General features: G+C 41.5%; 27 protein-coding genes. 12 read left to right on the top strand and 15 right to left on the bottom strand.

The annotated features are described in order from the left end of the window. Nucleotides 1-81 precede the first annotated feature (81 nt). Entirely contained in the window at nt 82-252 is a 171-nt protein-coding gene (locus N5852_RS02365; protein WP_262098770.1) for a YdcH family protein, read from the bottom strand. A gap of 309 nt (nt 253-561) precedes the next feature. Here N5852_RS02365 and N5852_RS02360 point away from each other — a divergent pair, with 309 nt between their 5' ends. From N5852_RS02360 to N5852_RS02330, 7 genes are all read left to right on the top strand, one after another. After that, nucleotides 562-768 (top strand): YdcH family protein, encoded by a 207-nt coding sequence (locus tag N5852_RS02360; RefSeq protein ID WP_262098768.1) that lies wholly within the window; start codon nt 562-564, stop codon nt 766-768. A 78-nt stretch (nt 769-846) separates the two neighbouring features. Continuing rightward, nucleotides 847-1,344 carry a 5-(carboxyamino)imidazole ribonucleotide mutase gene (gene purE / locus N5852_RS02355; protein WP_262098767.1) on the top strand — a complete coding sequence of 166 codons (498 nt, stop codon included), beginning with the start codon at nt 847-849 and terminating at the stop codon, nt 1,342-1,344. Between the two features lie 2 nt (nt 1,345-1,346). Further along, nucleotides 1,347-2,420, top strand: coding sequence for a 5-(carboxyamino)imidazole ribonucleotide synthase (locus N5852_RS02350; RefSeq protein WP_262098766.1), 1,074 nt, complete (start codon nt 1,347-1,349; stop codon nt 2,418-2,420). 306 nt (nt 2,421-2,726) lie between these two features. Further along, on the top strand, nt 2,727-2,852 hold the full coding sequence (ykgO, locus tag N5852_RS02345) for a type B 50S ribosomal protein L36 (RefSeq protein ID WP_182419567.1): 126 nt from the start codon (nt 2,727-2,729) through the stop codon (nt 2,850-2,852). A gap of 271 nt (nt 2,853-3,123) precedes the next feature. After that, nucleotides 3,124-3,597, top strand: coding sequence for a YcgN family cysteine cluster protein (locus tag N5852_RS02340; protein WP_262098765.1), 474 nt, complete (start codon nt 3,124-3,126; stop codon nt 3,595-3,597). A 57-nt stretch (nt 3,598-3,654) separates the two neighbouring features. Then, nucleotides 3,655-4,434, top strand: a complete 780-nt coding sequence (locus N5852_RS02335) for an N-formylglutamate amidohydrolase (RefSeq protein ID WP_262098764.1) — start codon at nt 3,655-3,657, stop codon at nt 4,432-4,434. Between the two features lie 279 nt (nt 4,435-4,713). Beyond that, nucleotides 4,714-5,001 carry a DUF2312 domain-containing protein gene (locus N5852_RS02330; RefSeq protein WP_182418376.1) on the top strand — a complete coding sequence of 96 codons (288 nt, stop codon included), beginning with the start codon at nt 4,714-4,716 and terminating at the stop codon, nt 4,999-5,001. A gap of 90 nt (nt 5,002-5,091) precedes the next feature. On the opposite strand, the gene N5852_RS02325 is transcribed toward N5852_RS02330, so the two are convergent. From N5852_RS02325 to N5852_RS02285, 9 genes are all read right to left on the bottom strand, one after another. After that, a complete protein-coding gene (locus N5852_RS02325) occupies nt 5,092-5,808 on the bottom strand; it encodes an ABC transporter ATP-binding protein (RefSeq protein WP_262098763.1) in 717 nt (238 codons plus the stop codon). Then, nucleotides 5,805-6,554, bottom strand: coding sequence for an ABC transporter ATP-binding protein (locus N5852_RS02320; protein WP_262098762.1), 750 nt, complete (start codon nt 6,552-6,554; stop codon nt 5,805-5,807). The genes N5852_RS02325 and N5852_RS02320 overlap by 4 nt, the downstream gene beginning before the upstream one ends. Continuing rightward, nucleotides 6,551-7,585 carry a branched-chain amino acid ABC transporter permease gene (locus N5852_RS02315; protein WP_262098761.1) on the bottom strand — a complete coding sequence of 345 codons (1,035 nt, stop codon included), beginning with the start codon at nt 7,583-7,585 and terminating at the stop codon, nt 6,551-6,553. Before N5852_RS02315 ends, N5852_RS02320 begins: the two co-directional genes overlap by 4 nt. Continuing rightward, nucleotides 7,582-8,448 (bottom strand): branched-chain amino acid ABC transporter permease, encoded by an 867-nt coding sequence (locus N5852_RS02310; RefSeq protein ID WP_262099664.1) that lies wholly within the window; start codon nt 8,446-8,448, stop codon nt 7,582-7,584. Before N5852_RS02310 ends, N5852_RS02315 begins: the two co-directional genes overlap by 4 nt. Nucleotides 8,449-8,672: 224 nt before the next feature. After that, the gene (locus N5852_RS02305) at nt 8,673-9,845 is read right to left on the bottom strand and encodes an ABC transporter substrate-binding protein (RefSeq protein WP_262098760.1); all 1,173 of its coding nucleotides are present in this window, start codon (nt 9,843-9,845) and stop codon (nt 8,673-8,675) included. Between the two features lie 100 nt (nt 9,846-9,945). After that, on the bottom strand, nt 9,946-11,118 hold the full coding sequence (gene pobA, locus N5852_RS02300) for a 4-hydroxybenzoate 3-monooxygenase (protein WP_262098759.1): 1,173 nt from the start codon (nt 11,116-11,118) through the stop codon (nt 9,946-9,948). An 18-nt stretch (nt 11,119-11,136) separates the two neighbouring features. Then, complete coding sequence (locus tag N5852_RS02295) at nt 11,137-12,177, bottom strand: 3-carboxy-cis,cis-muconate cycloisomerase (protein WP_262098758.1); 1,041 nt, start codon at nt 12,175-12,177, stop codon at nt 11,137-11,139. 200 nt (nt 12,178-12,377) lie between these two features. Continuing rightward, a complete protein-coding gene (locus N5852_RS02290) occupies nt 12,378-13,376 on the bottom strand; it encodes a complex I NDUFA9 subunit family protein (protein WP_262098757.1) in 999 nt (332 codons plus the stop codon). A 265-nt stretch (nt 13,377-13,641) separates the two neighbouring features. Further along, nucleotides 13,642-15,072: an aminotransferase-like domain-containing protein gene (locus N5852_RS02285; protein WP_262098756.1), complete on the bottom strand. Its 1,431-nt coding sequence runs from the start codon at nt 15,070-15,072 to the stop codon at nt 13,642-13,644. A 242-nt stretch (nt 15,073-15,314) separates the two neighbouring features. Here N5852_RS02285 and N5852_RS02280 point away from each other — a divergent pair, with 242 nt between their 5' ends. Beyond that, nucleotides 15,315-16,223 (top strand): DMT family transporter, encoded by a 909-nt coding sequence (locus N5852_RS02280; RefSeq protein ID WP_262098754.1) that lies wholly within the window; start codon nt 15,315-15,317, stop codon nt 16,221-16,223. Between the two features lie 66 nt (nt 16,224-16,289). Here N5852_RS02280 and N5852_RS02275 read toward each other — a convergent pair whose 3' ends face one another. Genes N5852_RS02275 through rph form a run of 4 tightly spaced genes read right to left on the bottom strand, consistent with a single transcriptional unit; the run spans nt 16,290 to nt 19,880 of the window. Continuing rightward, complete coding sequence (locus tag N5852_RS02275) at nt 16,290-17,315, bottom strand: hypothetical protein (RefSeq protein WP_262098753.1); 1,026 nt, start codon at nt 17,313-17,315, stop codon at nt 16,290-16,292. A gap of 35 nt (nt 17,316-17,350) precedes the next feature. Continuing rightward, nucleotides 17,351-18,496 carry a radical SAM family heme chaperone HemW gene (gene hemW, locus N5852_RS02270; RefSeq protein WP_262098752.1) on the bottom strand — a complete coding sequence of 382 codons (1,146 nt, stop codon included), beginning with the start codon at nt 18,494-18,496 and terminating at the stop codon, nt 17,351-17,353. Continuing rightward, a complete protein-coding gene (locus tag N5852_RS02265; protein ID WP_262098751.1) occupies nt 18,496-19,140 on the bottom strand; it encodes a non-canonical purine NTP pyrophosphatase in 645 nt (214 codons plus the stop codon). The genes hemW and N5852_RS02265 overlap by 1 nt, the downstream gene beginning before the upstream one ends. A gap of 17 nt (nt 19,141-19,157) precedes the next feature. Further along, the gene (gene rph, locus N5852_RS02260; RefSeq protein ID WP_262098750.1) at nt 19,158-19,880 is read right to left on the bottom strand and encodes a ribonuclease PH; all 723 of its coding nucleotides are present in this window, start codon (nt 19,878-19,880) and stop codon (nt 19,158-19,160) included. Nucleotides 19,881-20,264: 384 nt separating this feature from the next. On the opposite strand from rph, the gene hrcA reads away from it, so the two are divergent. Further along, nucleotides 20,265-21,335 carry a heat-inducible transcriptional repressor HrcA gene (gene hrcA, locus N5852_RS02255; protein WP_262098749.1) on the top strand — a complete coding sequence of 357 codons (1,071 nt, stop codon included), beginning with the start codon at nt 20,265-20,267 and terminating at the stop codon, nt 21,333-21,335. Between the two features lie 142 nt (nt 21,336-21,477). Here hrcA and N5852_RS02250 read toward each other — a convergent pair whose 3' ends face one another. Next, nucleotides 21,478-22,128, bottom strand: a complete 651-nt coding sequence (locus tag N5852_RS02250; protein ID WP_262098747.1) for an ArsR/SmtB family transcription factor — start codon at nt 22,126-22,128, stop codon at nt 21,478-21,480. Between the two features lie 179 nt (nt 22,129-22,307). On the opposite strand from N5852_RS02250, the gene N5852_RS02245 reads away from it, so the two are divergent. From N5852_RS02245 to N5852_RS02235, 3 genes are all read left to right on the top strand, one after another. Beyond that, the gene (locus N5852_RS02245; RefSeq protein ID WP_262098746.1) at nt 22,308-22,808 is read left to right on the top strand and encodes a DUF2938 domain-containing protein; all 501 of its coding nucleotides are present in this window, start codon (nt 22,308-22,310) and stop codon (nt 22,806-22,808) included. A 192-nt stretch (nt 22,809-23,000) separates the two neighbouring features. Next, nucleotides 23,001-23,855, top strand: a complete 855-nt coding sequence (locus N5852_RS02240) for an ImuA family protein (RefSeq protein ID WP_262098745.1) — start codon at nt 23,001-23,003, stop codon at nt 23,853-23,855. Beyond that, nucleotides 23,755-25,323 carry a Y-family DNA polymerase gene (locus N5852_RS02235; protein WP_262098744.1) on the top strand — a complete coding sequence of 523 codons (1,569 nt, stop codon included), beginning with the start codon at nt 23,755-23,757 and terminating at the stop codon, nt 25,321-25,323. The genes N5852_RS02240 and N5852_RS02235 overlap by 101 nt, the downstream gene beginning before the upstream one ends.

The following is a 25,323-nucleotide window of genomic DNA, read 5'->3' as shown; positions in this document are numbered from 1 at the left end:
TAAAATTAAAACACCCTTATGTACCGTGATACATAAGGGTGTTTTTTAAAACCGGCTCTTTTATCTAATGATAAAATAACTTTAAACTTCAGCACGCAGTGCTTCAATTTCATCTTTAATTAAAAGCTTTTTGCGTTTTAGATCAGCGACCACAAGGTCATCAACGGATGGAGCATTACTAGCTGTCTTAATTTCAGCCTCTAGAGCATCATGTTTTTTTTCTAATGCTTCAAGATGTGCAGATATAGTCATTATAGTACCTCCATTTTGTTAAACTCTTTAAATACTATGTTGCAATAAATAATTATTGCTTACCCTTTAGATTTATGGATTTTTAAATTTTGATCAAGGGGGTTGTGCATTAAAATTTATTTATTTATCTTTTTTTTCAAATATTACCTAGATTGCCAAAAGCATGTTTTGATTGCCAATAAAATTGTGCTAACATGCGCGCGAAAACATGGTGGTCGGACAACACAAAAATACTCCTTGGCTATCATTTGATTAAAATTTAAGTAATTCCGCCTTTAACAGTCGCTTTCAAAAAAAAGCAGGAAAAAAATGGCCTTTGAACAAGAACAAGTTGAAGTGAAGCTAGCTGTTGCCCGTTTAAAACAAGATCATGCCGATTTTGATGCTGCAATAAATGCGATGAGCGCACAAGGTTGCGATCCGCTGCAAATTCAACGGATCAAAAAGAAAAAACTGGCGATTAAGGATCAATTGCAAAAACTGGAAGACCAGATCATTCCTGATATTATTGCATAATGCAATTTATGGATTGCAACCCAACTTTTAACTTCTTGCTTATTCCATCCCTAACAACGCATAAAGAGGAAATTGTCGATGTCAGAGGTCAATGCAGATATTGCCATTATCATGGGTAGCCAATCCGATTGGGATACAATGCGCCACGCAGCCGATACGCTAGACGCACTTGATATTTCCTATGAGGCACGCATTGTATCTGCTCATCGCACACCAGATCGTCTGGTTTCTTTTGCCAAGGGCGCAAAGGGGGCGGGCTTTAAAGCGGTTATTGCTGGTGCTGGCGGTGCTGCCCATTTGCCCGGCATGACAGCAGCAATGACCCCCTTACCAGTTTTTGGTGTGCCAGTGCAGTCAAAAGCATTATCAGGACAAGATTCGCTTTTATCCATCGTACAAATGCCTGCTGGCATTCCAGTTGGTACTCTTGCTATTGGTAAGGCAGGCGCTGTAAATGCCGCACTTTTATGTGCTGCTATGCTGGCAGTTTATGATGACGATCTTGCTAACCGTCTTGATGTTTGGCGCGCCAGTCAAACCGCCAGCGTTGCTGAATTTCCGGTAGACGAGGTGTAAGGATGAAAAAGCTACAACTCGGCGATACTATTGGCATTATTGGCGGTGGGCAACTTGGGCGCATGTTAGCAATGGCAGCAGCACGCCTTGGTTTCAAAACCATTATTCTTGATCCACAAAGCGATTGCCCTGCTGCACAATGTGCCAATGATGTAATTATTGGCTCCTTTGATGATGAGATTGCATTAAATCGCCTTGGCGAATTATGCGATATTATTACTTATGAATTTGAAAATGTTCCGGTGGCAGCCATCGATAAATTGGCGCAAAATCACACTATCGCACCTCACCCAGCCGCACTTGAAATTGCTCAAGACCGGTTTTTGGAAAAAAAACATCTCAATGAATGTGCAATCACTACTGCACCTTGGCGCCCCGTCGATGATCTTCCGTCACTTTTGGCGGCAATTGCTGCTTGCGGGGGAAAGGGCATTTTAAAAACGCGCCGTTTTGGTTATGACGGCAAAGGGCAAGTGCGGATATCCAGTGAAGATGAAAAAGAAGCCGAGAGCGCTTTGGCAGATATTGGCAATCAACCAGCAATTTTTGAAGGTTTTGTTGATTTTAGCCGCGAGATTTCAGTCGTTGCGGCGCGTTCGCAAGATGGCAAGGTTGCATTCTTCGACATCCCCGAAAATCGTCACAGCGATGGCATTTTGCGCCGTTCTACTATTCCGGCAGCCATTTCTGATGACACAGCCAATCAAGCCCGCCAATATGTTGAAACTTTGCTCCATGCGCTAAATTATGTTGGCGTTATAGCGGTTGAATTTTTTGTGTTGGCGGATGGTCGTTTGATTGCCAATGAATTTGCGCCGCGTGTGCACAATTCTGGCCACTGGACCGAGGCTGCCTGCGTCATATCGCAGTTTGAGCAACATATCCGCGCCGTTGCTGGCTTGCCGTTAGGCGACCCAAAGCGTCACAGCGATTGTGTGATGGAAAACCTTATTGGCAATGATGTAGAGCGCCTTCCACAATTAGTGAATGAGCCGGATGTTTTAATTCACCTTTATGGTAAAAGCGAAGTTCGTGAAGGGCGTAAAATGGGGCATTTTACGCGGCTTGTTTCTTGATATTTGACACGAGCTCGGCCAAATTTAAAAGGCCAATGTCTCAAGTCATTAGGCGGCTCTCTTGGTTGCTAAATCATTGAATTGATTCTCTACAGCAACCAACGAGGGTTAAAACGGTATGAGCAAATTTGTATTATCGGCAAAAATGCTGTTTATTAAAGCAAATGCCTCGTAAAAACAAAATCTTTACGGGGAAAGGCTTGACAAATAGGCACTTTACAGTTTATCAGACAGCAGATTTTAAGAGTCCCCTATTGGGGCTTTTGTGTTATGCCCGGCGACGGGTTGCAAAAAACGGTGATTGATATGAAGATTAAGAATTCGCTTAAAGCGCTTATGGCCCGTCACCGCGACAACCGTATGGTTCGCCGCAAGGGTCGTATTTACATCATTAATAAGACTGCACCACGCTTTAAAGCCCGTCAGGGTTAATTGTGTGGCTGGTCAATATCATTTAGATATTGGTTAAACCAGCAAGCATTTTAATTATCATGGCCTGCTCTTTGAGTGGGCCATTTTAGTTTTCATGGGACAGAATTAGCCTTGTTATCAATTGCTTTTTTGCATTTAATAAAAGCTTATTGCCACATTATATTTGTTGTAAATAGTATGATGAGCATAAATAAAAGGCATAATAGGTTTATTTTTTATAGGCTCAAACCTATATATTACGATATAATTTTATATTCATCAGGTTGTTTTTATGAAGCACGGTGGTACAGAAATACCTTTTTGGCAATATAAAACTCTCAACCAAATGACCAAGGCCGAATGGGAATCGCTTTGTGATGGTTGCGGGCGGTGTTGCATGCATAAGCTTGAAGATGAAGACAGCGGTGATATTTATAATAGCAGTGTTGGCTGCAAACTGTTAAATGGTGAAACCTGCCTTTGTAATAATTACCCCAGCCGAAAATCCATTGTACCTGATTGTATCCAGCTAACCCAAGAAATTATAGAAACGGTAAAATGGCTGCCCGATAATTGCGCCTATCGATTAATTAGCGATGGCAAGGATCTTGAATGGTGGCATCATCTTGTTTCCGGTAGCCGTGAAACCATTCATGAGGCTGGCATTTCGGTGCGCGGTAAAGTGCTTGTGCATGAAGATGAATTGCATGATCCTGAAGACTATTTGCAATATGTAACGGAAATTATTTATAAAAATCTTTCATAGATTTTATTATTGTAATCTCAGTTTTTGACAAGTGGGAATAATAAAGCAGGAATAAGAATGAGCTTTTCACCCTTTCAGAAAATAGAAGCTGATCGCTCGAAGGCCATGCTTTTATTAGGCGACCATGCAAAACGTGATCTACCCGAAGAATATGGCGCACTTGGTCTGCCAAAATCAGAATTTGAGCGTCACATTGCTTATGATATTGGTGTGGAAGCACTTTTAAAAGCTTTGCAGAAAAAACTTGGCATTCCAGCTTTAATGAGTGGCTTTTCGCGGCTCTTGATCGATCCCAATCGCGGCGAGGATGATCCAACCCTTATTATGCAAATATCAGATGGTACGACCATTGCTGGCAATTATCCGTTAAGCGAAGAAGAGCGACAAAAGCGCATTAATCAATTTTATCGCCCCTATCATGATGCAATCGCCCAAGAATTATCCACCATTGCCAATGAAACCCAAATAGCACCATTTATTGTGTCGCTTCATTCCTTTACTCCCAATTGGCGTGGTCAAAGCCGTCCATGGCATATTGGCTTATTATGGGATAAGGACGGGCGTGCCGCCCTGCCGCTTCTTGATATGCTGTGCCAGGAAGGTGATCTCGTTGTTGGTGATAATGAACCTTATGATGGCGCATTAATTAATGATACGCTTTATAAAAATGGCACAAAAAACGGCTATGCCCATATTTTGATTGAGATTCGCCAAGACCTCATCATTGATGAGGCAGGCGTTGACGCTTGGGCGGAGCGATTGGCACCAATGCTTATTGATTTAAATAGTCGCAAAGAAATGCATGAAGTACAACATTTTGGCTCACGTGCCTATTGAATGAACTAAGTTAGATTTTGTAATAATGTGCATAAGCCTTAATATGACAGTTTTTAGCGTTTAAAATTTTACAAATGCCTGCATTTTGGCTAATAGGAAACCTAATTTGAGCATTATCAAAGCGGCTACAATCGGCCATGCTTTAACAATGCTGCCAATAGTCAGCTTCTTATAAAAGCTTTGATGAGGCAATGAAAATTTGCTGTGTATTTAATCGACATAGCTTTGATTGATTAACTTTATAAAAAGTTTCCTGTGCTTTTTTAGCGCAAGATTATTATGTTGAAATTCACCAATGTGGAGAGTCTCGTGAGTGATATTTTAGATGAAACACAAGCGGTAGCTGTTGGTCAGCTTCGTTCCTTTATCGAGCGTATTGAACGCCTTGAAGAAGAAAAGAAAACCATCAGCGATGATATCAAAGATGTTTATGCCGAATGTAAAGGTTCTGGTTTTGATACCAAGGCGGTGCGGGCGATTATTCGTTTGCGCAAAAAGGAAGAAAATGAGCGTCAGGAAGAAGAAGCAATGCTTCAGCTTTATAAAGATGCTTTAGGCATGCCATAGGGCGCTATGCCATTTAATATTTTTTCAAAAAAGCCCATTGATTTTAATGGGCTTTTTATTTGTTAAAAAATAACGGTGCCTATTGGCGCTTTAATGTAAACCACCAACGCCAAGCAGAGTTTCGATAATGGTGGGATCTTGCTTCAAATCTTGCGGTGTGCCTTTAAAAGCAATTTGGCCACGCTCCAAAATCAGTAAATGATCGGCAAATTCTAATGCTGGTTCAATCCTTTGTTCAACCAGTAAAATGCTCATATCATTACTTTGAGCCATTTTTTTCAATGCCGCCATTAATTCATCGCAAATAACTGGCGCTAAGCCTTCAAGCGGTTCATCTAGCAATAATAGTTTTGGTTTGCCCAAAATAGTTCTTGCGGTTGATAGCATTTGTTGTTCGCCGCCCGATAATTGCCCACCCATATTATTACGCCGTTCTTTCAATCTTGGGAAAAGCGCATAGGCTTCTTCGATTGCGGTTTTTGGCCGTTGTTTAAGACCAGCAATCAAATTTTCCTCAACGGTTAGCGTTGGAAAAATATCTCGAGTTTGTGGCACAAGCCCAAGTCCAGCCAGTGCACGCTCACTTGGGCTAAATTTGCTAATATCTCTGTTCCCCAATTTTATTGTGCCACTATAATGGCGAGTAAATCCAGCAAGGCTTGCAAAAAGCGTTGTCTTACCAACACCATTGCGACCAAGAATGGCAAGGCGTGAGCCGCTGGCCACTTCAAAACTCACATCTTCAATGATACGGGTTTGCCCATAACCACTATTCAGCCCATTAACGGTTAAAGATAAGGCGGTCATTGTGCATAACTCCCCAAATAAGCGGTTCGCACATGGCTATCTTGAATGACATCTTGCGGCGATCCATCAAAAATAACGCTGCCTGCTGCCAAAACAATAACGCGGCTTGCAAAGCGAAAAACCAGATCCATATCATGCTCGATCATTAAAACCGCAAGATCATCGGGCAGGCTTGCAAGGGCATCTTCAATTAAACCCGTTTCGCTTTGCGGCACGCCAGCGGCAGGTTCATCCAATAGTAAAACCTTGGGATGCATGGCAAGGCTAATGGCAATTTCAAGCAAACGTTGTTGACCATAGGCAAGAAAGGCAACCTTTTGTAAAGCAAGACTATCAAGGCGCAGCTTGGCAAGAATTGCATAGGTTTCATCCATGATATGCGACATTTTACGATAATTACCAAAGATGCGATTGGTTTTGCCTTCATTCTGCATAAGCGCAAGAGCAATATGCTGTTCTGGGGTCATATCCTTAAATAATCGTGTTACCTGAAAGCTCCGCACCAAGCCTTTACGTACTCGATTAGTAATTTTAGTATTGGTAATATCTTCGCCAGCCAAAATAACCGCACCAGCGCTTGGTTTTAAATGGCCAGTTACCAAATTGACCAAAGTTGTTTTACCTGCGCCATTGGGGCCGATAAGGGCAAGGCGGTCACCCTTTTGCATGGACAGTGAGACATTATTGGTAACGGCTAATCCGCCAAAGTTTTTTAAAAGACCAGAAACCTCAAAAATCGCCGTCATGATTTTTTTAACCTCACCAATTTTAATAGTTTTTGCAGGCTTCCATAAAGTCCTTGCGGGGCAAAAAGCACCACAGCTATCAACACTGCGCCAATGATGGTTAGCCAATAAAAGGGATTGGCAGCCGAAACGATGTGTTCAAACCATAAAAATGTAACCGCACCGATAAGTGCCCCATAAAGTGAGCCGGTACCACCAACCACCAACATAACCAAGGATTCTGCCGATAGGGTAAAGCTTAAACTATCAAGACCAACCACTTGCGTTGAAATAGCATTTAAAGCGCCGCCAATGCCAGCAACGCTACCCGCTATAATATACATGCGTAATTGATTGGAGCGGATGGATGCACCCATAGCCTCAACCCGTACAGGATCTTGCTTAATGGCTTGACATAATAACCCAAAGGGCGAGCGCACAATGAAAATAAGTATAAAAACAACGAGGACAAGCAAAAATAAGCCATATAAATACGCCGTCTGCCCCCAAAGATCAAATTCGAAAATACCCAAAAGCGCATCAACACTGATGCCACCAAGCCCATCACTGCCGCCCGTGCATTGCGATGCTTTATTAGCAATTTCATGAAATAATTGCACCACTGCTATAGAGAGCACAAGTTGTGCAAGCCCATGGGCGCGAAGAATAATTGCACCCGATATTAGTCCGGCACATGCGCCAGCAATAAGGCCAATAAGGGTCATTAAAATGGGATCATGAATACCAAAATGGGCGCTAGCTATGCCAGCTGCATAAGCACCGGTGCCAAATAATGCTGCTTGACCTAGAGTTGCAATACCGCAATAGCCAGTAATAAGATCAAGCGATAAAACCAATAGTGCAATAGATATGATGCGGGTCAATAATGCAAGATTGTCAGGAAAGACATAAAAGCCAATAAACCCTATGCTAAGGATAAGAATAAGAACGGTTGGGGTTGCAAAATTTAAGCGTTTTGGCACTTTGTAACGAGATATCTTAGCCTCGTGCATTATTGGGGAAGTGCTATCTTTTGATTTATGATCGCTCATCTTTTCATCCTTCCAACAAGACCACGCGGAAAACACATGACAATGATAATCACCGCAAGATAGAAGAAAAATTCGCCATATTCAGGTACAATATAGCGGCCGGTTGTATCAATCGCGCCAAGTAAAAGGCAGGCAATCAAAGCTCCCGGTATTGATCCAGCACCGCCAATAGACACCACCACTAAAAACGTCACCATATAGCGCATGGCATAATAGGGGTTAAGCGGCAATAATTCCGCACCAATAATGCCACCAAAGGCAGCAAGACCAATGGCAAGGGCAAAACTTAAAGTATAAATAGTTTGGGTTTTAATGCCTAAGATTTGTGCCATATTGGCATTGTCCACCGCGGCACGCAGCTTAATGCCAAAACGCGTACGTTCAATTAACAACCACAAACTAAGAGCAATAATCATGCCAGAGGCAATAACAAATAGCCGCTGGGCAGCAATAGCGCGGAAACCAATATCAACCGAACCTTGCAAAAATTCTGGTATGGCAATGGTTTTTAATGTTGGGCCAGCCAGATAATTGGTTATACCGATAATCACAAAGGTGATGCCAATGGTCATTAACACTTGGGTGAGTTCGGGCGCACCATAAATTCTGCGATATAAAAAACGCTCAAGCGGAATAGCAATCAAAATTGTGATAAAAATCGCCAATGCCATTGCCGCAAAATAGTTTAAATGGAGTTCGCTGACCCCATAGGCGGCAAGATAGCCGCCAATCATGGCAAAGGCACCATGGGCAAGATTAACCACACGCATTAAGCCCATAGTGAGTGATAGGCCAATGGAAATGATAAATAAAACCGTTCCATAGGCAAATGCATCAACACCGATGCTTGCTATTGTTTGCAACACATCTTTCCCCTTATGGATTATATGATAAAAGTCGTTTTACACGCACAACAAAATATAAGAGCCAGCCATTTTAGCATTTTTAAGTAAGCATGCTCTAACTGATGATGAAACCGTTTCTTTACAATTAGAGCGCCGATCTGATTGGATGAGATCAGCGCTCTAATCCATTGTTTACACCGCATTTTTATCCGAAAACCGCTTCACACTTTTTATAAAACGCTCTAATTCTGCTCCAAGCCGGGGTCACCCTGCATTTCAAAGGTTTCAATCTCTTTGTTATAAAACTGTCCAGCATCATCCTTGGCAATTTCGCGCAGATAAATATTTTGGGTAATATGGCGAGAATTAGGATCAATTGACACAGGCCCTCGTGGGCTTATCCATGCCATACCTTTTACCGCATCAACCGCCTTTTGCGCATCTTTTTTGCCATTAGTCGCTTCAATCATTTTATAAATGACATGCATGCCATCATAGGCGCCAACAGCGGTGAAGGATAATTCTTGTCGGTTGCCAATTGCTTTTTGTGCACCTTCAACAAAGCGTTTATTTTCTGGTGAATCATGGGAAATTGCATAATGAAAAGTGGTAAACATACCAAGTGCACTTGCCCCTAAGGCAGGTAGGTCACTTTCTTGCGTTAAATCACCGGGGGCAAAGAGCGCAATATTTGCATTCTTCAAACCATTATCCGCATAGGCTTTCATAAAGCCAAGAGTGGTTGGACCAGCAGGTAAAAAGGCAAAGGCACCATCGGCTCCTGAATCCTTGATGCGTTGCATAATTGGACTAAAATCATTGGTAGCAAGCGGCATGCGCAAGGACGAAACAACCTCGCCACCTGCCTTTTGATAAGCGGTAATAAAGGCTTTTTCTGCATCAATACCGGGGCCATAATCACTTACAACTGTAATGATTTTTTTAGTGCCTTTATTCATCACCACTTGGCCAAGCGGTGTTACCACTTGCGGCAAGGTAAAAGATGTGCGCACCACATAAGGGCTTTGGGTGGTTATGCTGGAAGTTGCGGCATTCATAATAACCATCGGTACATTGCCCTGTTTTAATAAGGGGGTGACAGCCATGGCATCAGGGGTAAAGAAAAAACCGCCAATATATTGGATTTTTTCGCGCACAATTAATTCTTGCGCAAGCGATTTTGATTTGGCAGGATCAGCACTTGGCACATCACGATAGATAATTTCAATTGTATCATCACCGATCTTATTGCGATGCTCAGCAATATAAGTATCAATGCCTGCTTTAAAATTTTTACCTTGCAACGCAAAAGGCCCAGAAAATGGTCCGATAATACCAATCTTAATCGTATCAGCGTAAGCTGCGCCCGCCACAAGGCTAAAGCCTGCCAGTAATGCAATAAAATAGCGTTTCATGTTTCCTCCCAATTTTTTATTTTAAATTCAGTAATTGACCCTCATTCCTTGCCATATTATTTGTTTGAATTTTCTTGTTTGGCTCTCAAAAGCATTTCATTCAATCTAAACTTTGTAAACCTGTATAATTTTCGGCAAAAACCTTTTGTGCCGCTTTTGAAGACACAAGATAATCAAACTCGGTGCGTTGCATTTTTTGGTCAAAGGCACTTAATTCATGAAAGCGATGCATCATCATGGTTGTTGCCCAAGAAAAACGTTCAGCTTTCCAAATGCGTGCCAAAGCTTTTTTTGAGTAATCATCAATGCCAGCATTGGATTTTTCAATATAATATTCAGTGAAAGCCTGCCATAAATAGCGTACATCGCTTGCGGCAAGGTTTAAGCCCTTAGCTCCGGTTGGAGGTACAATATGACCAGCATCACCGGCAAGAAATAGCCGGTCAAAACGCAAAGGTTCAGCAACAAAAGAACGTAAAGGCGCGATACTTTTTTCAAGGCTTTTGCCACCTTGCAACCTATCAGCATATTTTTGTGGTATGCGCTGGCGTAATTCATCATAAAAAGCGGCATCAGTCCAATCTTCAACATGATCGGTTAAGGCAACTTGCAAATAATAGCGGCTTCTTGTGAGAGAGCGCTGCGAGCAAAGAGCAAAACCACGCTTGCTATTGGAATAAATCAATTCATCGGCAATTGGTGGCTCATCAACTAATAATCCAAGCCAGCCAAAGGGATAAAGGCGTTCATATTCAACTATTTTTTCTTGCACAGTGCGCCGGCTAATACCGTGAAAACCATCGCAACCGGCAATAAAATCGGCTTCAACCTGATGGGTGACGCCGTCCTTTTTAAAACTAATGCGACAATTATCACCTTGATAATTTTCAATGACGACATCATCAGCTTCATAAATGCTTGGCGCACCGCAATTTTTACGCTCTTTCATTAAATCTTGGGTGACTTCAGTTTGGCCATAAACCATTACTGAACTATGTACTGTTTCGCTAAAATCAATGCGGTGAACATCATCATCAAAGGCAAGCTCAACACCAAAATGCACATGGCCCTCCAGCTCCATGCGAATACCTGCGCCAGCTTCATGAAGAAGTTTTCTTGTGCCATCTTCCAAAATACCTGCCCTGATGCGAGATAGCACATATTGCGGCGACTTGCGCTCGATAATTAAAGTATCAATGCCTTGCTTGTGCAATAATTGCCCAAGCAAAAGACCTGCAGGACCTGCGCCAATAATGGCAACTTGCGTTTTCATTTTTCCTCCCAAATGATGTTATGCCTTTACTGTATTGATAAACTTTGCTCCATTTAATACCTCCGCCGCTAATAATAGCGCTGCACCGCTTGCTTGGCATATTTGTGGTAAAACCAACCATTCTAATGTCCAAGCAGCGCCAGAGCGTTCATTTTCATGTATCATCGATTGATGAAGCGCGCCCATAAGCCCTGCATTAAAGCGTCCAATAGCCACCAAGGTTTCAGCCGCAATTGGGTTATGCTTATGAGCCATGGCTGAGGACGCGCCGCCGCCTTGTAAAACGAGTTCTCCCACCTCATTTTGGGCAAGCAAAGCGATATCTTGACCGATTTTACCAAGGGCACCGCTGATAAGGCTTAATAAATGACCCGCGTCAATAATCGGTTTGCGGTTGCTTTGCCATGAATGTGGCAAGTTCAACCCCAAATCCTTCGCCATAAAATTAGCAATTTCTGTCGCTTTGCCATCAAAACTTTTGCCATTGCCAATTGGGCCTGCAAGCTGCAAACGCAGGATTTTTTGTCGATAAAAACCAAAATCGGCGGAAATATCCTGCAACAGCGCCTTCCATTGCTGGATTTTGTCAAAAACGGTAAAAGGCAAAGCCACCTGCATTCGGGTATGCGCCATAAGTTGCGTTGCGCCCTGTTGGAATTGCATATCAGCAAGCAATGCAATTAAGGCTTTAATGCGCTGTTCAAAAATATCCAAAATATTGCTTAGGCGCAGCATCAAGCCAGTATCGATAATATCTTGGCTGGTTGCGCCAAGATGCAAAGATTTTTGAAATTGCGGCGCGATATTTTGGCGCAATTGTCGCAATAATTCAGGCACAGCAACGCCGTCTTTTGCCATGGCAGCCGCAAAGCCATTTAAATCAGGGATAAATGTTTGGCAAGCATCATGAATTGCTGCCAAGGCTTCCTTTGTGATAAGCGTGTAATGTTCTTGCGCCTTGGCAAGGGCAAATTCCACCTTTACCATTGCGGTAATTTCAGCCTTTTTGGTAAAAAATGCGGCTATTTCTGTATCTTTAACCAGATCATCAACCAGCACTTTGAAGCCCCTTTTTTTAAAATTTTGAACTTTTTCTAAAATTCCATTTAATCGCAGATTAGATTTTAAGTAAAATGACTAATTGAATTGATAATATAACCTTGCCGTTATAGTTAAGCACAAAATTTCAATTTTAAAAGCAAAAAGGGGAAAGGTTATAAAACCTTTCCCCTTTATAGCAAAATTGTACATAAAAATGTCTAGCGAGCAGTCACTTTAGAAAACTGGCCATGAATACGATAACGCCATAGATAGCTGGTTAAAATCGCTTCAATAGCGCGTGGTTTAATACCCACGCCTTCCAAGGTGCGGCCTTCAGCTATTGCTTCACTTGAAACAATATTATCAAATTTCAACATTCTGATTTGATCTGCCGTTGCAATTTTAGGCATAAGCGGAATTTTTGCAAGCAAGCCAAAAACACCGCCCATTAATATGCCAAGACTATAGGGGATAGAAAGGAGCAAACGCTTGCGGCGAATAACATGCAGGGCTTCTTGCATAATTTGGCGGAACGTCATAACTTCAGGGCCACCTAATTCATAAGTTTTGCCCATTTCAATTTGACCATCAATGCTGCGAGCAATCATTTCAGCAACATCACCAACATAGACTGGTTGCATTTTATTCATGCCGCCCCCAAAAATAGGCAAGAACGGCGAAAAGCGAGCCATATCAGCAAATTTATTGAAGAAATTATCTTCAGGCCCGAAAATAACCGATGGGCGCAAGATAATTGCATCAGGATGTGCTTCGCGAACGGCTTTCTCGCCCTCATACTTTGTGCGTACATAATCTAATGATTGCGGCGCATTACCTGTTAAAGCTGATAAATGAATGAGTGGAATACCAGCACTTTGAGCAAGTTCGGCTACATTTTTTGCACCAGCAAGTTGAACATTGTCAAAGTTATTTTTGCCAGCATTAAACATTACACCCGGCAGAAAAATAGCTGCATCAGCATCAATCAAAGCACGAGCAACCGATTCACGAATGCGCACATTGGTTTTGAGCATTTGCGTTTGACCGACCTCACCAATTTGCAACATATAATAGGCTTGTTCAGGGCGGCGTACTGCAACGCGCACGCGATAGCCACGCTTGGTAAGAGCTTCAACCACATGTCGCCCAACAAAACCCGAACCACCAAAAACAGTAATTAATTTAGGGTGTTGGTAAAGATCAGGTCGTAGATCCATCTCGCTCTCCAGCTTTTTAAGTTACCAGTATTTTATTTGTTTATTATGCATTTGATCTAATCTAGCATAAATAAATCAAAATGTCCGTTTTGTTTTGGAATTGGTCTAATGATTTAAACCTTTTTTGAATGAACGCAAGTCTCTTCACGCAAACTCTACTGCTAAACGGTGATTTTTCGTCAAAAAATGTTTTATCATCAAAATGCACAAAAGTTTACCCATTTAAATCTAACTTATCCATATGCTCAATGGATAAATGATTCCCTTATTGCTTAAGCCCATTTTTATGCAACCAGCTTTGCAAATAGCGCGTAATTTTTTCATCGTCGCTTTGGGCAATATTAAATCGCATAAAACCAGATTTTGTTTGCGACAGTGAAAATACATTGCCGGGAGCAAGTATAATATTTTGCTTTAAAGCATCTTGGGCAAGATCGGCACTATCAAGCCCATTGGGCAGTTGCGCCCAAATAAATATCCCTGCTTGCGGTTTAATTGCAATTTTAAAGCCCATATTTTCAAAACGCGGTACTAGTCGAGAAGTAAGGCGGGCAAGATTGCTGCGTAAATTATCGCAATGACGGCGATAGCTACCATCTTTCAATATTTGATAGATAACTTCACCAGCAAAATTAATACCGCCCATCGCTGTTGCAATACGCAAATCAGACAATTTGCTCATCCAATCTTTGGGTGCAACAATATAGCCGCAGCGCATTGATGCCGAAATAGTTTTAGAAAAACTTCCCGTTAATGCGACTTGTTTTAAACCATCAAAAGCTGAAAAGCGTGGCGCCGGCTCATATTCAAAATCGGCAAAAACATCATCTTCAATAACCATCATGTGATTGTTTTCAATAATTTTTAAAATGCGATGGGCTTTAAGTGGTGATAAAATTGCCCCTGTTGGATTATGCATAGCAGAATTGGTAATATATAATTTAGGACTATGATCACTCACCAATTGGGCAAAAGCCACTTCATCTGGGCCGTCGCTTAAATAGGGAACACCAAAAGTTTTTACGCGGTGGGCGCGTAAGGTGGCCAAAAAATTAAAATAGCAAGGATCATCGACAAGAACGGTGTCGCCCGGTTCTAAAAGCAATCGGCACAGCAAATCCAGTGATCCCGTCGCGCAATCAGTTAGTAAAATCATGTCGGGCGACGCCTCAATACCATAATCGGTTAACCGGCGAGCAATTTGTGTGCGCAAACCAATATGGCCCTGAGCTGGGCCATAATCAGTCATAGCAGTTGACTTCGTGCGGGCAATTTGACGCAAGGGTTTTGACAAAATTTCTTCCGCCAACCAATGACTTGGCAACCAACCGCAGCCTGGCTTTAAAAAATCTGCACCACTTTCAAGCGATTGGCGTGATACCCATAAAGGATCAATCATACGGTCAAGTTGCGGCCCCATTTGTGCAAGATCCAACGGCTCATTATGACCAGACACAAAAAAGCCAGCGCCTTTTTTAGCACGGATTAATCCCTCATTGCAAAGCCGCTCATAGGCTTCAACAACAGTTGATTTTGAAACGCCCATTTTTTCAGCAAAACCACGAATAGATGGCAAACGTTCGCCGGCGCTTAAGTGGCGTGTAGCAATGCGCTCACGAATTTCTGCTATCACAAATTCGACCCGCGTAATCGGCATTGATTTTTCTTTATTACTAACTGTTATTGCTTTTTTCATTGCTGTTTTTTCCACTGCTGCTTCACCTTGCTTACAGAAATGAACCCGACATTTATAAATCCAAGAACAATCAGAATTGTACCTAGATTTTTATCAGTACAGTTTAATTAAATTGTACTGTACTGTATCTGGTAGTTTTATGCAACAGCCCTTAAAAAGACAGAATAAATAGCACTGTAAATTTGTCAAAATGGCGAATTTTGTCGGCAAGTTACAAAATACAAGATTTATAAGGGCAAAAAATGTCTGACGCTTCAATTGATATTACTAATGTTAGTCCAACAGTTACAAAAACCAAACAGTCCAATGGTTATTTAAATGGCTTTTTAGGTGTGGCTATTTTTGCCGGCTCCCTGCCCGCAACTCGCATTGGCGTTTTGGATATGAATCCATATTTTTTAACCACGGCACGTGCCACCATTGCTGGCATTTGCGCAATTTTGGTGGTTTATTTACTTAAAGCCAAACTGCCACAAAAACACGATATTTTTAGCCTTATCCTAACCGCTCTTGGTATTGTTGTTGGCTTTCCTTTATTCACTGCCCTTGCGTTACAGCATATAACATCTGCCCATTCCTTAGTATTTACCGCACTTTTACCTTTAATGACGGCAATTTTTGCGGTGTTGCGTGCAGGCGAGCGTCCCAAGCCGTTATTTTGGTTTTTTGCAATTATTGGTAGTTTATGTATTGTTGCTTACTCACTATTGCAGGGTTTTTCAGCTGCACCAATGGGTGATATCTATATGCTCCTCGCGATAATTTCAGCGGGCCTTGGTTATGCTGAAGGTGCTAAACTATCACGCCGTCTTGGTGGCCCATTGGTTATCTCCTATGCTTTGATAGTTTCGCTCCCGCTCATGATTATTTTAAGCATTGCATTTTGGCCAAGTGACATAAGCGCTATTTCAATAAATGGCTGGCTAGCCCTTGCCTATGTTAGCTTGTTTTCAATGTTTATCGGCTTTTTCTTTTGGTATAAGGGACTGGCTGAAGGCGGTATTGCCAAAATTGGTCAATTGCAATTATTGCAGCCCTTCATGGGCATGATATTATCGGCAGTTATCTTGCACGAACATGTCGATCTCATGATGATTATCGTGTCTTTGGGTGTTATTGGCTGCGTATTTGGTGCAAGACGCTTCGCGTGAGCCGATAAAAAAACTTAAAAAACAAATTCAAATATTTGCATTTCACAAATGGTTATTTTAACCCACTCATTCTTTGAGTGGGTTATAGATTTTATCCTGCTCAGTTTCAGGCATATTTTCAATATACGCATCAAATTTTTGCAATACTTCTGGGTGCTGGGCAATCCACGCCTGATAGGCGTTAATACTGGCCTGTAGTTTTGCTTTATCCTGTTTGGATAAAACAAGCCGCGTTAAATTATGGTCAAGAAAAAAACCACCACCTGCTTGCTTAGCTTCAATCGCTAACCCAAATTTTTGATCTTTACTTAAAAAAATGGGTTTTTGTTTTTTTCTTATCGGATTATTCGATAGCTGTGTGCGTAGTGGCTTTGTAAAAACCCAAGTATTAGGTGTCGGGTTTATTTTTAAAGCCTCAAGCACTTCAGCTTTTGTCAAACCATAATATGAGTAAACTCTACCAAGCCATCTATCGTGATATCCAACAATTTTGACGACTTTTAATCTGACATCATTAGGCACACTGCGCCAATATAAAACCCGCCACCAAATATATAGCCCCCAAAGGAAAACAGATAATATTATACCCCAAAAAAGTTTTTGACCTAGAAAAGTTAAAAACCGTATTTTTAAGGTCTCAACACCAAAAAGAAAAGTTACTTTAGTGGGATCACCAACACTTCTTATCATTGGTGAATTTCCGGATAAAGAAAGGTTATCAGGAGTTAAAAATCGAAACCAACTATAAGGCTTATGTTCTCTACGAGAATTTAATTTTTGTTGATTGCGCTGACCTAAATTAAATGTCACCCCACAATTTATTATTTTTCCAACATCACCGACATCATTCCAGCATTGATATCTAGCATAGCTATTTGGAATTATTTCGTAATTTTGTGAAACGCGCCAATCGTTCCATAAGCGTTTAATGCCAGCGTAACTACCCTCAAGAATTAAAAAACATATTGCTAACGCAGTAAAAAGCGTCCAAAAAGACAATACTAATATAATGATCCAATTCGTTCCGTATTTTAACCTAATTTTCTTTTTAGGTAATTCTATATCAACGCTATTATCTTTTATTTCACTCATTGGCTTATCACCCTTATTTAGATTTCTAAAATCGTTTAAGCGGCAAGTTTTCCAATAATATGATCAAGCAAAATGCGCCCCTTTTCGCTAGCGCGTAAGCGGCTATTGCCAATCATTTCAATAAGGCCATATTCTTGTAATTCAGCCATCACCTTATTATCAAGCGGCTTTCCGCGCAAGGATTCAAGCGAGTAAATATCCAGCCCTTCATAAAGGCGAAGCCCCATAAGCAGCATTTCATCGGCTTGATTATCTTTGGTTAAATATTCTTCCTCAATAATACCGTGGCCTTTTTCTTCAACCAAATCGCACCATTTTTCTGGCAATTTTTCGGTTATTGTAACGGTACGCTTATCACCTTCAATAAAACGACCATGCGCACCAGGGCCAATGCCTAAATATTGCTGATAGCGCCAATAAAGTAAATTATGCTGCGATTCAGCCCCCGGCACCGCATGATTAGATATTTCATAAGCGGGCAAACCACGCTTGGCCGTGATATTTTGGGTAATGTCATAAAGCAATGCTGCATCTTCAGGCTCTGGCAGTTTTAACTTTCCTGCTTCATAAAGGCGCTGAAAGGCGGTGCCTTCTTCAATAGTTAATTGATAAAGCGATAAATGATCAGCAGCAAGGTCAATTGCTTGATTTAACTCCCTCTCCCATGATTGCGGTGTTTGATTGGGGCGTGCATAGATAAGGTCAAAAGACAGGCGCGGAAAAATATCACGCGCAAGGCCAATTGCATAAATGGCTTGTTTAACATCATGAATACGGCCAAGACGTTTTAGCTCTACATCATCAAGCGCTTGCACACCAAGCGATAAACGGTTAACCCCAGCGCTTTTATAAGCACGGAAACGATCTGCCTCGACACTTGATGGATTGGCTTCCATGGTAATTTCTGCGCCACCTTCAATTGTCCAATGGCGGGCAATTTCATTTAATAAATGGGCAACGGTTTGCGGTTCCATTAAGGATGGCGTGCCACCACCAAGAAAAATACTGGTGATGGTTTTATGACCAATACGCTCGCGTAATGTTGCCATTTCACGCGAAAAAGCCGCACGAAAGCGCGGCTCATCAATACCGCGCATTCGTACATGGCTATTAAAATCGCAATAGGGGCATTTGGCCGCACAAAACGGCCAATGGATATAAATGCCAAAAGGCTCAAGCATTAATCTTCCAGCATATTTTCGGCAAAAAGTTTAAAGGCACGGGCACGGTGTGACAGCGCTTCACTATCACCTTTTTTCCAACCATGTTTTTGGGTGGCCGACATTTCACCAAAAGTGGTATCAAAACCTTCGGGCTGAAAAATTGGATCATAGCCAAAACCTTGATCACCACGCGGTGGCCAAACAATTATGCCTTCAATTTCCCCACGGAAATATTCGGCATGACCATCAGGCCAAGCAAGGCAAAGCACACTCACAAAGCGGCCATGACGTTGCTCATCACGCACTGCGCCTTTTTTATGCAAGGCAGTTTCCACCTTTTGCATAGCATGAGCAAAATCACGGCTACCATCGGCTTGAATAGCCCAATCAGCCGTATAGACACCTGGCTCTTTATTAAGGCTATCAACTTCTAAACCAGAATCATCTGACAAGGCTGGCAAGCCAGTCGCTTTGGCGGCAGCAAATGCTTTGATATAGGCATTTTGCTCAAAAGTGGTGCCCGTCTCAACAGGCTCAGGTAAACCAAGCTCTCCGGCTGATTTGGTATGAAAGCCAAATGGACCAATAAGCTCGGCAATTTCCTTTACCTTGCCAGCATTATGAGTGGCAACAATAATATCTTTTGTATCTAATGTACGCATTTTTAAGCCACACATTTTTAAACTTTAGCAATTGCCTGTTTTTGCAATTCAACCAATTGGTTGATGCCATTACGGGCAAGCTTTAAAAGACTGTCGAACTGGTCTTGTGAGAAAGGCTCACCTTCAGCAGTGCCTTGAATTTCAACAATACCGCCCTTACCAGTCATCACAAAATTGGCGTCTGTTCCAGCGGTTGAATCTTCATTATAATCAAGATCAATCATTGGCTCGCCGCCAATAATGCCACAGCTAATTGCTGCAACATGATCTTTCAATACGCGCTCGACGCGAACGATCTGGCGTTTTTCCATCAAAGCAAAGCAATCATAAAGTGCGATGAAGCCACCGGTAATAGCAGCGGTACGAGTGCCGCCATCAGCCTGCAATACATCGCAATCAACGGTAATTTGCATTTCACCCAAGGCTTGCAAATCAACAACAGCGCGCAATGAGCGGCCAATAAGACGCTGAATTTCAAGTGTGCGACCACCTTGCTTACCTGATGACGCTTCACGGCGCATGCGGTCGTTGGTTGAACGTGGCAACATGCCATATTCAGCTGTTATCCAACCTTTACCCGTATTACGCATCCAACCAGGAACGCGCTCTTCCAAGCTTGCCGTACATAAAACATGAGTATCGCCAAATTTAACCAAACATGAGCCTTCAGCGTGTTTATTGACCCCCCGTTCAAAAGAAATTGGTCGCATTTGATCATTGGAACGGTTGGAATGACGCATGGAAAAGGCCTTTCTAATTTTATGCCATGAAAGATATTGAAAGATGCAATTCTTAAGAACTTGATCTATCAACGGGCACGGGGACAATATAAGATGTAGCTGCTTTCATAAAATACCAAAAGCAGATTTTCACGTTTAAACTATTAGACTTTGAAATTAAATAAACAAATGCGTATTTTGATTTTTTTTTCATTTTTTGTTATGATTTGACTATATTGGTGTGGACAATTGTAATCGTTTGCTTTGCTTTTTATAAATACATGGCCCTATCAATAATTTATAATTATTGATCCTATTTTTTTAAATAGCTATATATAAAGCAATATATTTATGCGCTGTTTTAACCGTGCTTAAAGCGAACAAAAAGGTTTTGGGTTTAATATCATGTCATCGGTTTTTGATACAATGGGATTGGGTGAAATGGATGAGCGCTCTCGCGAGATTTTTCGCCGCATTGTTGAAAGCTATTTAACCGATGGAGAGCCGGTAGGCTCACGTAATTTATCTCGCAATTTAACCTCGTCCTTATCGCCAGCTACTATTCGCAATGTCATGAGCGATTTGGAACAATCAGGCCTTATTTATGCACCGCATATTTCCGCCGGTCGCATGCCAACTGAGCTTGGCTTACGTTTTTTTGTTGATGCTTTTATGGAAGTTGGTGATTTACCAGCCAATGAACGCAAACATATTGAAGAGCAAGTGCATGCTGCAGGTTCCAGCCAGTCGGTTGAACAATTTTTAACCGAGGCAAGCCAAGTGCTTTCTGGTTTATCGCGCGGCGCGGGGCTTGTTTTAGCAACTAAATCCGATGGATCATTAAAGCATATTGAATTTGTGCGCCTTGATCCGCGCCGCGCTTTAGTTGTACTGGTTAATCAAAATGGCGAGGTTGAAAACCGTATCGTAGAATTGCCAGAAGGCGTTACCCATTCACAATTAGCGGAAGCCAGTAATTACCTTAATGCCCACATTAAGGGACGAAGCTTAAACGAAGTGCGTGATGATATTGCCCGTGAACGTGATGAAACACGTGCCAATCTCGATACGCTTTCCCAGCAATTGGTCGATAATGGCCTTGCAGTTTGGGGCGGCGTCAGTGCTGATATGCCAGCGCGCCTTATTGTGCGCGGCCGCGCAAATTTATTAGAAGATATTCACGCCAAGGAAGATATTGAGCGTTTACGCAATTTGTTTGATGATTTGGAAACCCGCGATGGCATGGTGCAATTGCTTGACCTTGCCGAGGAAGCATCGGGCGTGCGTATTTTTATCGGCTCTGAAAATAAATTATTTTCCCTATCAGGTTCATCGGTGGTGGTTGCTCCTTTTCGTGATAGCAATGAAAAGGTCATTGGTGCTTTAGGCGTTATTGGCCCAACACGCCTTAATTATGCGCGCATTGTGCCGATGGTTGATTATACCGCGCAACTTGTCTCACGCTTATTGCGTTAAGTTCATTCTTCAATTTAGGTCTAAAATTTTAATTCTTTATTGAGTATTCATTGTTTTTAAGCATAAAAAATTTATCTTCGATTTGATCACCAAATCATTAATTGCACTTAACAAGAAACATTCAATAATTTTATGAGATATTTTATCCTATGGGTAAGCCTGCTGCTTTCCATTCGGGAAATCCAGCAGCTAAACGCTTCGCCTTATATCCCTTAGAATTGAGCATACGCACTGCCTCAGTCGATAAAACACAATAAGGCCCACGACAATAAGCGACAATATAACTCTTAAGCGGTAATTCTGATAAGCGTTGTCCTAGTTCAGCCGTTGGAATATTGATCGCGCCAACCAAATGGCCGCTTGTATATTCTTCATGTGAGCGCACATCCAAAACCACGATGCTTTGATCATGCATATCAGCCAATAATTGTTCAATCGAAACAGCTTCTAACTTAGAAAGTTTACTGATACTATCATTGATAACTTGCTGCATAGCCACTTGCTGGAACTCAACATAATCACGTAGAGACAATAAAAGGCCATTTATTGGTCCATCGCCCAAACGGTAATGAATATTTTTACCCTCGCGACGGGTTTTAACAAAACCAGCTCGACGCAAATGTTGTAAATGCTGCGATGCATTGGCAATAGACAAATGGCAAAGCTCTGCCAAAACCTCAACGGAACGTTCTGCTTGAGCAATATGGTTCAATAAACTTAAACGATGGCTATGCCCTAAAGTTTTTGCAATATCAGCCATTTTTTCCATATATATAAGCTCAATTTTCGTCATGATAAATTCTTCATTTAAACAATAAAAAAATTATATAAATTCTTGTTTGCCTCTGTCACACAATTTTTGAAAAACCAAACAATACACCTTTAGCACTCTATATAATATTTTATTGACATTGTCATTACCATAAATTAATCATTCAATATATTGATTGAATGATTAAGGGGGCAATATTTATGAATGACTTTGATTTATTTTTTTCAATCATAATTATTGGCATCGGTGCAACATTGATTATGGATTTATGGGCATTATTTTTAAAAAAAATATTTGCTATTTCATCTCTTGATTATCGTTTAGTTGGCCGCTTAATTGGTCATATGCGCCACGGCCAATTAAGCCACAATAATATTTTAAAAAGCCAACCGATCGCGGGCGAAAAAATATTAGGATGGTTTTCTCATTATCTTATAGGCATTATTTTTGCAGCAATTTTAATCTATTTTACTGGTAAAAACTGGCTACAACACCCAAGCCTTTGGCCTGCTTTAGTCATGGGCTTGATAAGTACAGTCATGCCTTTTTTTATCATGCAACCAGCATTTGGTTTTGGCTTTGCAGCCAATAAAACCCCGCAACCTTTTATAGCTCGTGTTAAAAGTTTAAATGCGCATTTATCATTTGGCTTAGGTCTTTATATTGCAGCTTTAATATTTCTACCTCTATATCTACATTAAAAATATCAAACAGATAACCCCGCTAAATAGAAAAATGAAATATGGTTTTTTAATTATTATATCATAGATTTAACTCTTAATTTTTCTGATGCACTCATTACCATAAAATGGCCATCACATTTGCATTCTTGACTCTTTTTGCTTTATCCAGCATAAGGAACAAAACAAGAACATATTAAATGTGAGTCGAGCATGGATCAAGCTAATTTAAACAAATTGCGTCAGCAAATTGCCAAAATGGAAGGCCGTCCAGCTGCGCAGATTTTATCAAATAATCAAATAGACCATTTCCATAAAGCGGATGCAAATTATAATCATCAAAGCCTAAATAATGTTGAATTTACCCATTTTTGTTTAGGTTTAAGTGAAGCAGATGAGATTATAAAGCCAATTTTGCGTGGATCATTACATGAAATTGTCCCTGCCCCATCTCATTGGCAAGCCGCTTATGGTTTTGTGTTAGCTTTAATTTTACGTGCCAATAAAGGTCCAAGCTTACAACCGCTGATCTGGATTGAAGATGATGGCATTTTGTTTGAATATGGTGGTTTAAATCCCTATGGCATTATTGCTATGGGGCTTGACCCTTCGCAATTAATCCTTATCCGCTGCGCCCATTTAACCGATGTTTTAAAAGCTGGTGATGACGCACTACAATTAAAAAATATTAGCGGTGTTGTTTTAAGCCTATCAGATAGTTGCAAAGCATTGGATTTTACCACCAGCCGTCGTCTGCATCTTGCCAGTGAAAAAAACAATATTCCAGCTTTCATGCTTATGGCCAAAAACGCCCCCAAAACCAGCAGTGCTTTTACACGTTGGCGCATAGCAAGTGGCCAATCAATCTCATCGGGAGCAATGGCACCCGGTGCGCCTTTTTTTGATGTTGAACTTATTCGTAACCGCTCTGGCGGCATTGGCCATTGGTCTATGGAATGGAACTTTCATGACAAAACCTTTAGTGAACCGACTTTATCTCGCCCTTTATTTTCCATACCTACCAACCAATCGGATCACGCGTTCAAGGCAAAAAAACACGCCAGTTAAGAGTGAAAACAATGCCTTGGCTTTAATTAGCCGTCAGGCATCGGGGCTAGTTATCACCGCCATTAACCGGCAGGCAGCAGCAAAAGGACTTTATATTGGCCAAAGCATGAGCGAAGCTAAAGCCATTTTTCCAGAGTTTGAAGTACAAATGAGCGAGCCGCATAAGGATAATGCTTGTTTAAAATGGCTGGCCGAAGCGGCAGAGCGTTTTACGCCGCTTATTGCCTATAATCTTCCCTTTGGTTTAATGCTCGATATTACTGGTTGCGATCATCTTTTTGGTGGCGCAAAAAATATGCTTGATAGAATTATAGAATTTTATCAAAATTTGGGGTTTGAAACCAAAGCCGCTATCACGACGACACCCCATGCTGCACGTATTTTTGCGCGTTTTGGCAAGGGTGGAATTATTGAAAAGCAAAATTTAGCTCCTACACTTGATATAATGCCACTTAAAGCCTTAGAGCTTGAGGAGGCAATTTATCATGACTTGACCAAGGCTGGCTTTAAAACAATTGGTGCAATACGCAATTTAAAACCCGCTGCATTAAATGCCCGATTTGGCGCAGTACCAGTTACTAAATTACAATTACTCTATGGGCAAAAACATCACCCCATTTCACCCATTACGCCTAAACCTTTATGCTATAAAATTGGTCGCCTTAATGATCCCGTGATGAACGAAGATCAGATGATTGTCGTATTAGAACCGCTAGCACAAGATTTTTGTAAAAAATTGCGTGATCGCGGTGAAGGTGCAAAACTTATCCATATTGCATTTTTCAGAGTTGATGGTGCACGGCAAATCATTGCCATTGAAACAAGTAAGCCCTTAAATGAAGCGGCGCAATTGATGCGGCTAATTAAAGAACGACTTACATCTTTGGCAACGCCACTGGATATTGGTTATGGTTTTGATGCTTTTGCTTTTGCAGCTCTTGAATGTGAAAAAATTATTGCAGTGGAGCAAAATCTATTTGTAAAATCCCAAGATAATAGTGAAATTACTAGCTTTATTGACAGACTTTCAACTCGTTTAGGCCATAATCAGGTTTTACGTCTTGAGCTTCACCAAAGCCATATCCCCGAAAAAGCCTTTGCATGGCAACCTGCGCTTTATGCCGGCAAGGTAAAAACAGATCATTTTGATGAGGCAATGTTTTTTGCCCAAAATCAAGAGGCCGCAGAACGCCCCTGCCGCATTTTTGTGCCGCCGCAACCGATTGATGTCGTGGCTGCCGTTCCCGATAGCCCACCTGCCTCTTTTCGTTGGCGGCGTGTTTTACACCGTATCCGCCTTGCTGAAGGGCCGGAGCGTATTGGTGCAGAATGGTGGAAAAATTCTGCACCCACCCGTGATTATTATCGGGTGGAAGATGAAATTGGCCGGCGTTTTTGGATTTTTCGCTATGGACTTTACAGCGAAAAATCTTCGCCAAAATGGTTTTTGCATGGCCTATTTGCTTAA

The sequence above is a fragment of the Bartonella sp. HY328 genome (genome assembly GCF_025449335.1).
GTDB lineage: Bacteria > Pseudomonadota > Alphaproteobacteria > Rhizobiales > Rhizobiaceae > HY038.
The sequence above is the reverse complement of the archived record's forward strand: the minus strand, read 5'-3'. Positions and strand labels throughout refer to the sequence as shown.